Source organism: Micromonospora sp. RTP1Z1 (genome assembly GCF_033804685.1).
GTDB lineage: Bacteria > Actinomycetota > Actinomycetes > Mycobacteriales > Micromonosporaceae > Micromonospora.
Window position 1 is genome coordinate 1 of sequence record NZ_JAPFQV010000112.1, and the last position, 8,224, is coordinate 8,224.

General features: G+C 73.2%; 5 protein-coding genes. 3 read left to right on the forward strand and 2 right to left on the reverse strand.

Annotation, left to right across the window (positions count from 1 at the left end; translation table 11 throughout):
• Positions 1-76: 76 nt before the first annotated feature.
• Both SLP03_RS31015 and SLP03_RS31020 read right to left on the reverse strand, forming a co-directional pair.
• Entirely contained in the window at positions 77-1,615 is a 1,539-nt protein-coding gene (locus SLP03_RS31015) for a M4 family metallopeptidase (protein WP_319464197.1), read from the reverse strand.
• A gap of 521 nt (positions 1,616-2,136) precedes the next feature.
• The gene (locus SLP03_RS31020; RefSeq protein ID WP_319464198.1) at positions 2,137-3,768 is read right to left on the reverse strand and encodes a hypothetical protein; all 1,632 of its coding nucleotides are present in this window, start codon (positions 3,766-3,768) and stop codon (positions 2,137-2,139) included.
• Between the two features lie 235 nt (positions 3,769-4,003).
• Between SLP03_RS31020 and SLP03_RS31025 the strand changes: the two genes are divergently transcribed.
• From SLP03_RS31025 to SLP03_RS31035, 3 genes are all read left to right on the forward strand, one after another.
• Entirely contained in the window at positions 4,004-5,752 is a 1,749-nt protein-coding gene (locus SLP03_RS31025) for an ATP-binding protein (RefSeq protein WP_319464199.1), read from the forward strand.
• Positions 5,753-5,764: 12 nt separating this feature from the next.
• Positions 5,765-6,913 carry an exonuclease SbcCD subunit D gene (locus SLP03_RS31030; RefSeq protein ID WP_319464200.1) on the forward strand — a complete coding sequence of 383 codons (1,149 nt, stop codon included), beginning with the start codon at positions 5,765-5,767 and terminating at the stop codon, positions 6,911-6,913.
• On the forward strand, positions 6,913-8,224 hold a 1,312-nt coding region (locus SLP03_RS31035; RefSeq protein ID WP_319464201.1), incomplete at its 3' end, for an SMC family ATPase. The genes SLP03_RS31030 and SLP03_RS31035, both read left to right, overlap by 1 nt.

Genomic DNA, 8,224 nt, shown 5'->3' on the forward strand with positions numbered 1-8,224 from the left:
GTCCCCGCGCCCGTGATCGGAGGCGCTGCCTCCCGGCGTCGGCGGTGGAGGAGGCCGCCGACGCCGGGTCAGGCGGTCAGTTGACGCTCACGGCCGACCAGGCGGCGGCGACCGTGTTGTACTCGGCGCTGCCGGCGCCGTACAGGTCCTTGGCGGCCGACAGGGTCGCGGTGCGTGCACCGGAGTAGCTGGTCCGCGAGGTCATGTAGGTGGTCAGCGCGCGGTACCAGATGGCGCCGGCCTTGGTGTTGCCGATGCCGGTGACGGTGCTGCCGTTGCAGGTCGGGCTGTTGCCGTACGACGAGGAGCCGCTGCCGACGGCGAGCAGGTAGAAGAAGTGGTTCGCCACGCCGGAGGAGTAGTGCACGTCCAGCCGCCCCACCGAGCTGCTCCAGCAGTCGGCGGAGGAGCCGTCCTTGGAGGGCTTGTCCATGTAGCGCAGCGGCGCGCCGCTGGTCCGCAGCTTCTCGCCGATCAGGTAGTCGCCCGGGTCCTTGGCGTTGTTCGCGTAGAACTCGACCATGGTGCCGAAGATGTCGCTGGTGGCCTCGTTGAGGCCACCGGACTCGCCGCTGTAGCGCAGCGCGGCGGTGGCGGCGGTGACGCCGTGGCTCATCTCGTGTCCGGCGACGTCCAGGGAGGTCAGCGGGTACCAGCCGGAGCCGCCGTCACCGTAGGTCATGCAGAAGCAGGAGTCGCTCCAGAACGCGTTGGCGTAGTTGGTGCTGTAGTGCACCCGGCTGTAGGCGGCGACACCGTCGTTGCGGATGCCGTTGCGGCCGAAGGTGTTCTTGTAGTAGTCCCAGGTCTCGGCCGCGCCGTAGGCGGCGTCCGCGGCGGTGGTCTGGCTGTTGGTCAGGATGCCGTCGCCGAAGACGTTCAAGGTGTTGGTGACCAGGGTGCCGGTGCCGGTGGTGCCACCGTTCAGGTCGTAGGTCTTGTGACCGCCCCGGGCGCCGTCGTTGAGCTGGAAGGTGCCACCGGAGAGGGTGGTGCCGACCGGCACGCTGCCGGAGTGGAAGGTGTTGCCGGTGCCGTCGCGCTCCACGCCCTCCCACGAGTCGCGGATCTTGCCAGTGGTGGCGTCGACCAGCACGTGCAGCTCGCTCGGGGTGCCGTCGGCATAGGTGCCGCCCACGACGACCTCGTAGGCCAGCGCGGTGCCGGCGGAGTCGGCGTCGTAGACCAGGTTGCTGCCGGCGACCGTACGGCCGGTGGCCGTCGAGGCGGCCAGCGCGGTACGGCCGGCAGTGGTACCGCTGACCTTGGCCTTGGCACCCCGGGTGGGGGCCACCGCGAGGCTCTGGCTGGCGCCCCGCCAGGTGTTGCCCTTGCCCAGGTGCACGACGGTGTCGCCGCCCAGGACCGGCAGGCCGTCCTGGTAGCGGTGCACCCGGACGTGCTCGGTGCCGTCGGCGTCGGTGACCGTGTTCTTCAGCGTGAAGCTCTGCCCGTCGGTGACGAGCGCGCTGCCCGAGTGTGCCTTGAGCTGGGCGACCGCGCGGGTGAACGCATCCGAGGACACGGGCGCGGCGGAGGCGGAGGCCGGCACGGTGCCGGCGGCGGCCAGGAGAGCGGCCGTGGCGAGGCCGCTCAGGAGGGTGGTACGACGCATGGAGATCCTGCCTTCGGTAGGACGGTCGGTCGGGGGGGGTGCCGACCGACGGTGATCCGGCGTCTTTGCACGCCGAATCGGTCGAGGTTTCCGCAGGTCACGGGCCACGACAGGGCACACGGATCGATGGGTAAAAGATCCTCGATGTGCCTGTGACATATTTAAACGCCTCGGTGCCCTTGTGTGTCACGACTCACGGCCAAAATTTTTCGACAACTTTTCGTGTTCCGTTCACCACGACGTGTCAGGGCGGCCCGAGTCCCGTGCGGACGTTCCGGCGACCGGACCGGACCGGACCGCACCGGACCGGACCGGACCGGACCCGGTACGTGCCGGGGCGGTGGCGCTGCGACACCGGGTGCGGACCGGGCGGGTGGGGTCCGCCGCGTCGCGTGGCAACCTGTCGCATCCCTCGGGCAGGAGGCAGGTCGTGCCCCGCGATCGAGACGATCAGCTGACCGGAGTCCGCCGGGCGGTGCTGATGGTGGCGCTCAACGGCTCGGCGGTGCCGGCCGGTCCGGTCAGCGCGCCTCGCAGATCCGGCCGGTGAACGCCGGGTCCGCCTCCCGGGTGGCCGACCAGACCGGGTTGAGCGACAGGGCGAGCGGCGGCGGCTGCCAGGCGGCCCCCAGCCGCTGGAACAGGTCGTACTCCCGTCTCGGCTGGTCGATCTTGTCGCCGGCCAGGAAGTCGACCACCCGCACCTCGGCGGCACGGCGGCCGAGCAGGCCGCCGTGGAGGGCGGGCAGTTGGAACACCGGGATCCGGGCGTACTCGCCGGGTGGCGCCTCGGCGGCGCTGACGGTCGGCAGGAAGGCGATCATGCGTACGCCGGCCACCGGGCAGAGCGTGCGGTTGCGGTAGAACGGGGCGTCGACCAGCACCGAGCGCACGAAGGGCTCGTCGGGGTGGCTCTTCACCTTCTTCGGAAGGTTTCCCAGCGCGAAGATGCCCCGCAGCTCCCATCCCGCCACCACACCCCAACCCTGATGGCCCGGGGGCGGGTAGTAGGCGCGTCCCGGCCGGACCAGCGGGCTGAACATCATCGCCGCGGTCACCGAGGTGTGCGGCCACTTCTCCAGGTAGGTGCGGGCCACCATCGCGCCCTCGCTCTGCCCCAGCAGCGCCACCGGCCGGCCGGTGCGCCGGTGCAGCGCGTCGACGTGGGCGGCGAGCAGGACGGCGCTGGAGTCCATCGAGCGGTGGGTGGCCTGCGGCCGGTACGGCAGCGGCCGGCCCTGACCGTCGAGGCCCTGGTAGGAGAAGCGCTCGACCCGGGGGTCGGCGGCGGGGCGGCCGTTCCAGCTCGAATCGTGTCCCGCGATGACGATCACCGCGTACGGCACCCGGTCGGGAAGCCGCTCGGAGATGATGGGCGGGCGCTGCTCCCCCTGCCCGCCCGCCGCGATACCGATCAGCGCCTGGGCCCCCACCGCGGCGACCATGGTGAGGACGATCGCCAGCGGCGCCACCGGCACCCGCGGCCAGTGGATCCGCGCGGGCAGCACGGCCGCGGCGACGGTCTGCCGCCACAGCAGCCCGTTCGCGACGCCGGCCAGGCCGTTCACCGGGAGCGTCCACCAGCCGGGAGTGCTGGCGATGACCGCGCCGGCGAGGGTGAGGACGGCGAAGTTGAGCAGCGACCAGCCGACCATCTCGATCGAGGGCAGACCCCGCCACCACCCCGCGACCACGCCGGCCCGCTGCAGGAACGGGGCGAGCACCAGCATCGGGACCACCGACGCCAGCAGGTACCAGGAGAGCGCGACCGCCGAGAAGGCAAGCGAGAGCGCGGCCCACGGCGAGATGATCACCGCGGCGAACGCCGCGACCTTCAGGTTCCGCATGACCAGCCAGCGGAACGAGGGACGGTCCACCGTCGCGGGCCAGGCCAGCGCGGTCAGTCCTGCCGTGAGCAGCCCGCGGATCCCGACGAGGGCCAGCAGGCCGAACAGGAAAGCTGCCCAGGAGTTGTGGTAGGCCAGCAGCCAGCGCAGGTCATGGTAGGAGTCGTACGGCCAGACCGCGGTGACCTGGGGGGCGAGGCCGCGGGCCGCGTGGAAGCTGATGGCCTGCAGCACGGTCGCCTCCAGCACCGGCGGCAGCACGGCGAGGACCAGCAGCGCCGCCAACCGGCTACGCGTCGATTCCACGGCCGCTCCTCGCGCCCTCAGTGCGTGGGCTTTTTACAGGATCTCGCGGATCGGGCCCGACCGGGCGGAATCCGGACAGCTGCGCACACGCAGCGTGGGCACCCGACGCCGCTGCGCGAGGGCGGCGAGCGGGTCGGGTGGCGTCCGCCGCGTCGCGTGGCAACCTGTCGCATACCTCGGGCAGGATGCAGGTCGTGCCCCGCGACCGAGACGACCAGCTGACCGGAGTCCGCCGATGACCGACGACCTGCTCGACGGCCCCGGCGACGGGGTCGGCCGGGTGCTCGGCACCGCCGACGCCACCCCGCTGACGTTCTGGACCGCCGTCGCCCCCGGCAGCTACCTCCAGCTCGACGACGTCGTGGTCACCCGCCGCGAGCTGCCCGGCCGGGAGCCGGTGACCATCGCCGGCGTGGTCACCCAGGTCCGCGCCCGGCACGAGGGCGCGCAGTTCGACTCCGACGTCTTCGCCATCGCCGACGGCACGCTGCCGGCCCAGGTGCAGGAGGCCGCGGAGATCACCACCACCCGGGTCGACCCCGAGTTCTACGTGCCGCCCACCCCGGGCGCGGTGGTGCACCGGGCCGAGGGCGACGCCCGGGACCGGGCGCTGCACTTCGACCGGATGGAACGGCGCATCCCGATGGGCATGGGCCGCGACGGCGTGCCGGTCTACCTCAACGCCGACTTCCTCGACGGCACCCGGGGCGCGCACGTCTCCATCTCCGGCATCTCCGGGGTGGCCACCAAGACCAGCTTCGCCACCTTCCTGCTCTACTCGGTCTTCCGCTCCGGGGTGCTCGGCGGCGACGCGGTCAACGCCAAGGCGCTGATCTTCAACGTCAAAGGCGAGGACCTGCTCTTCCTCGACCACCCCAACATCCGGCTCGACGATGCCACCCGGGCCGGGTACGCGAAGCTCGGGCTGGACGCCGGCGCCTTCCCCGACGTGCGGGTCTACGCCCCGCCCCGGGTCGGTGACTCCTCCGGCACGCCGGACGTGAGCAGCCGGCTCACCGGGGTGGACAGCTTCTACTGGACGCTGGCCGAGTTCTGCGCCGACCGGCTCCTGCCGTACGTCTTCGCCGACGCCGACGACGAGCGCCAGCAGTACACGATGGTGGTCCACTCGGTCGCCGCCCACCTGGGCCGGTACGCCCAGCCCGCCGACGGCGGGGTCAGCCTGGACGGGGTCCGGCTGGGGTCGTACGGCGACCTGGTCGACCACATCGTCGAGCAGCTCAACGACGACGAAACCCGGTCCGAGTGGGCGGGCAGCGCAGTCGGGCTCGGCACGATCAACGCGTTCGCCCGCCGGCTGATCGGCAGCAAGAAGGACCTGGCCCGGCTGATCCGCGGCGACCTGGCCACCCGTCGCCCGCACTCGATCAACACCGCCGAGAGCGCCCAGGTCACGGTCGTCGACCTGCACAACCTCCCGGACCGGGCGCAGCGCTTCGTGGTCGGCGTGACGCTGAAGAGCGAGTTCGAGCGCAAGGAGAAGGCCGGCACCGCCAAGCCCCTGCTCTTCGTCGTCCTCGACGAGCTGAACAAGTACGCCCCCCGCGAGGGCTCCTCCCCGATCAAGGAGGTGCTGCTGGACATCGCCGAGCGGGGCCGCTCGCTCGGGGTGATCCTGGTCGGCGCGCAGCAGACGGCGAGCGAGGTGGAACGCCGGATCGTCACCAACTCGGCGATCCGGGTGGTCGGCCGGCTCGACCCGGCCGAGGCGTCCCGCCCGGAGTACGGCTTCCTCCCACCCGCCCAGCGGCAGCGGGCGCTGCTGGCCAAGCCGGGCACCATGTTCGTCAACCAGCCGGACATTCCGGTCCCGCTCTGCCTGGAATTCCCCTTCCCGGCCTGGGCGACCCGGGTCTCCGAGGCCGGCCGGGCGCCGTCGGAGACGCTGCGCTCGATCACCCAGTCGGCCGACCCGTTCGCCGTGGTCGGCTCCGGCGCCGGCGACGACGACATCCCGTTCTGAGGTGATCCAGCCATGAAGATCCTGCACACCTCCGACTGGCACGTCGGCAAGGTCCTCAAGGGACAGTCGCGGGCCGAGGAGCACAAGCAGGTGCTGGCCCAGGTGATCGAGATCGCCCGAGCCGAGCGCCCCGACCTGGTCATCGTGGCCGGCGACCTGTACGACACCGCGGCGCCCACCCCGGAGGCGACCCGGCTGGTGACCCGGGCGCTGACCGCGCTGCGGCGCACCGGCGCCGACGTGGTGGCGATCGGCGGCAACCACGACAACGGGCAGGCGCTCGACGCGCTGCGCCCCTGGGCCGAGGCGGCCGGCATCACCCTGCGCGGCGGCGTCCGGGACAGTCCGGCCGAGCACATCATCGACGGCGTCACCGCCGACGGCGAGCGCTGGCAGCTCGCCGCGCTGCCCTTCCTCTCCCAGCGGTACGCCGTCCGCGCGGTGGAGATGTACGAGCTGACCGCCGCCGAGGCCAACCAGACGTACGCCGACCACCTCGGCCGGGTCCTCGCCCGGCTCACCGAGGGCTTCACCGAGCCCGACCGGGTGCACCTGGTCACCGCCCACCTGACCGTGGTCGGGGCGAGCACCGGCGGCGGCGAGCGGGACGCGCACACCGTCCTCGGCTACGCCGTGCCCGCCACCGTCTTCCCGGGCACCGCGCACTACGTGGCGCTCGGTCACCTGCACCGCTCCCAGCGGGTCATCGGCCCCTGCCCGGTGCGCTACAGCGGCAGCCCCCTGGCGATCGACTTCGGCGAGCAGGAGAACGTCGCCTCGGTGACCCTCGTCGAGGTGACCGCCCGGACCGCCGCCCAGATCCGGGAGGTGCCGGTGCCGGGGGCGACCCCGCTGCGCACCGTTCGGGGCACCCTGGCCCAGCTCGCCGAGATCGAGGCGCCGGAGGGCTGGCTGCGGGTGTACGTCCGCGAACAGCCCCGCGCCGGGCTGCGCGAGGAGGTGCAGGAGCTGCTCCCCCGCGCGCTGGAGATCCGGATCGATCCGGAGCTGGTTCCGGCACCCGGCAGCGGCACCCGTACCGCCCAGCGGGCCGGCCGGTCGCCGCACGAGCTCTTCGCCGACTACCTGGGCAGCCGCGGGCACGCCGACGAGGGCGTCCAGGAGCTCTTCGACGAGCTTCTCGAGGAGGTCGACCGCTGATGCGACCGATCCGGCTGGACATGGCGGGCTTCACCGTCTTCCGCGAGGAGACCACCGTCGACTTCACCGACGCCGATTTCTTCGCCCTGGTCGGGCCGACCGGCTCGGGCAAGTCCACGGTGCTCGACGCGATCTGCTTCGCCCTCTACGGCACCGTGCCCCGGTGGGGCGGCACCCGGGGCCTGGCCAACGCGCTCGCCCCGTCGACCACCGAGGCCCGGGTCCGGCTGGTCTTCGAGTCCGCCGGCGACCGGTACGTGGCCACCCGGGTGGTCCGCCGGGACGGCCGGGGCGCCGTCAAGACCGCCAACGCCGGGCTCCAGCTCATGCCCGCCGGCTTCGACGTGACCAAGCTCGACACCGGGCTCAGCCCGGACGACCTCGGCGAGGTGATCGCCGGCACCCCCGCCGAGATGGAGGACGCGGTGCTGGAGGCGGTCGGGCTGCCGTACGAGCAGTTCACCTCCTGCGTGGTGCTGCCGCAGGGGCAGTTCGCCGACTTCCTGCACGCCAAGCCCGCAACCCGGCAGCAGATCCTGATCAACCTGCTCGGCCTCGGCGTCTACGAGGACGTGCAGAAGCGGGCCACCGAACGCGCCGGGCAGGCCGAGGCGAAGCTGGAGGCCGTGGACCGGATGCTCGGTGGGCTCGCCGCCGACGACGACGAGACCCTGGCCGGCGCCGAGGAGCGGGCGGACCGGATGCGGGAGCTGGCCGGGGCCGTGGCGGCGGCCGTACCGGAGCTGGAGCGGGCCCGGGCCACGGCGCGGGACGTGGCGGCGGCGCTGGCCGGGCTCGACGCGGAGCTGGCGGTGCTGGCCGGGGTGCGGGCGCCGGACGGGATCGCCGAGCTGGCCCGCGCGGTGACCACGGCGCGGACCGCGGCCGACGAGGCTGCTGCCGCGGTGGCGCTCGCCGAGGAGCGGGAGGAGAAGCTGCGGGGCGAGCTCGCCGCGGCCGGCGACGAGAGCGCGCTGCGGCTGCTGCTGAAGGCACACGCCGACCGGGAGCGGCTGACCGCCGAGGCGGACGCGGTCCGGGCGGCGGTCGCGGCGGCGCAGGGCGAGCACGAGGCGGCGGCGAGGGCCCTCGCGGAGGCCCGTACGGCGGCCGAGCGGGCGGACGCGGAGCTGGAGACGGCCTTCCGGGCGCACGAGGAGGCGAAGGCCACCGACCAGGCCGTGGCGCTGCGGGCGCACCTGGTCGACGGCGCGCCCTGCCCGGTCTGCGAGCAGGTGGTGCCCCGGGTGCCGGCGGTGCCGGCCGGGTCGGCGGTGGCCCGGGCCACCGCCGCCGGGAAGGCCGCCCGGG

Coding starts and splice junctions, on each gene's coding strand:
- SLP03_RS31015 (WP_319464197.1), bottom strand. CDS start 1,615: ATGCGTCGTACCACCCTCCTGAGCGGCCTCGCCACGGCCGCTCTCCTG.
- SLP03_RS31025 (WP_319464199.1), top strand. CDS start 4,004: ATGACCGACGACCTGCTCGACGGCCCCGGCGACGGGGTCGGCCGGGTG.
- SLP03_RS31030 (WP_319464200.1), top strand. CDS start 5,765: ATGAAGATCCTGCACACCTCCGACTGGCACGTCGGCAAGGTCCTCAAG.